Genomic DNA, 1,581 nt, shown 5'->3' with positions numbered 1-1,581 from the left:
GTAGGGCAGTACTTTTACAGATAGTTTCTAGTTCAGCTTGGCCTTGATGCGCTTTGCTGTACAGAATATCGAAGTCGGTGTAAGGCTGAGTCGGGCGTGAGTCGAAGGCTTTGATGCCGTAAAGGCCGCTCAAACTATGACGGAATACGTTTGATGAAACTTGGTTTTGCGCAGGGGTGCGCGTTTGATCAGTCGAACTTGTTGAAACAGGTGCTGCTGCGAATGCAGGCGCTCGGCTCAATACCAATAGCATTAGGGCCGTCGTACGGAGAAATACACTCATTCAAACTCCAAAATACAAGGTTACAAAAACGGATAGTTAAAAGGGGTAACCAGTAACGCACAAGAGTAAAAACAGCTTAACTAAACTCACTACATATTAAATGGGGCTAGCTAAGACAGAAACCAACTCTAACGTTTAATATTGCTTTAAAATGTGAAGATATAGACAAATAATCCAACCGTTAGTTCCGCAATTATTAGAACTTTGAACTTAGCCAGTTTCTGATTTCATCGAAACCAATTTGGTACTTTAAACCAAGCTAAGGTTGCTCTTACCTCTCTATACTGTACCCTTGCATTATGACTGTTTAACATGAACGAAAGATGAATAATCCTGAATTTTGGCACAATAAATGGGCAGCCAACCAAATTGGTTTCCACCTCGAAGATGTAAACCCACTTCTGATTAAATTTTGGGAAAAGACTGAGCCTAGCTACGAGAAGAGTGTGTTTGTTCCACTTTGTGGCAAAAGTGAAGATCTGATTTGGCTAGCTTCAAAGCATGAAGATGTTCAAGGTGTCGAGTTAAGTCAGATTGCGGTTCGCGCATTTTTTGCAGAGCACCTTTACACCCCGACTGTGACTCAAATCAGTGGTCAGCACGAGCTGTATCAATTCGATGAACTGAACATCTACACGGGCGATTACTTCTCAGCGCCAATCCAGCCTGTCGATACCATTTACGATCGCGCGTCTTTAGTCGCATTGCCTGAAGAGATGCGAATGCAGTATGTAGAGCGTTTGAAACAACGACTGAAACCGGGTGGTAAGATCCTTCTAGTGACTCTGGATTACGACCAAAGCGAGATGGCAGGGCCTCCGTTTAGCGTACCTAAACTAGAGATTGGTCAGTTGTTCGCGGGATACAAAATCACATTGTTGAATCAAGATATTGCAGACGATGAACATCCGAAGATTGCCAAAAAAGGCTTGTCTCGATTCAGTGAAGAAGTGTACTTGATTGAGTCAGACGCTTAAGCGCAGTGAGCTCTCTAGCGAAAAAACCGCTTCAATAAAAAAGATAACACCAACAAAAAGACGGGCTCGATCGCCCGTCTTTTTTATTGTTCAGATTTGAAGTCGTGATTGTTCAGATGCGAGAACGTAATGGTTCAGATCTGAGTTAGTCGTTACCAATTAGTAGTCTAGTTGTCATTAGCTAGAAAATGGTAATTAACAGCTAGTAAATCACTTTTACTTTGGACGCGCTCTCAATTGCATCTTCAATCGCAGTCTCAGTGCTGTTGCGACGAGTCAGCGCAACACCTAGACGACGGCGACCATCGATATCAGGTTTAC

2 protein-coding genes and 1 pseudogene are annotated in these 1,581 nt (G+C 43.1%); 1 reads left to right on the top strand and 2 read right to left on the bottom strand.

Annotated features, from left to right (window positions below):
* Positions 1–283: pseudogene (locus AB4496_RS15285) on the bottom strand (phosphoribosylglycinamide formyltransferase); the annotation flags it as partial.
* A gap of 323 nt (positions 284–606) precedes the next feature.
* Between AB4496_RS15285 and AB4496_RS15280 the strand changes: the two are divergent.
* Positions 607–1,260 (top strand): thiopurine S-methyltransferase, encoded by a 654-nt coding sequence (locus tag AB4496_RS15280; RefSeq protein WP_017099724.1) that lies wholly within the window; start codon positions 607–609, stop codon positions 1,258–1,260.
* Positions 1,261–1,462: 202 nt separating this feature from the next.
* On the opposite strand, the gene AB4496_RS15275 is transcribed toward AB4496_RS15280, so the two are convergent.
* Positions 1,463–1,581 (bottom strand): hypothetical protein (locus AB4496_RS15275; RefSeq protein WP_372131291.1); only part of this gene is annotated, 119 nt, incomplete at its 5' end.

Source organism: Vibrio sp. 10N.222.46.A1, assembly GCF_041473595.1.
Taxonomy (GTDB): Bacteria; Pseudomonadota; Gammaproteobacteria; order Enterobacterales; family Vibrionaceae; genus Vibrio; species Vibrio tasmaniensis_A.
This window is presented reverse-complemented; position numbering and strand designations above follow the sequence as displayed.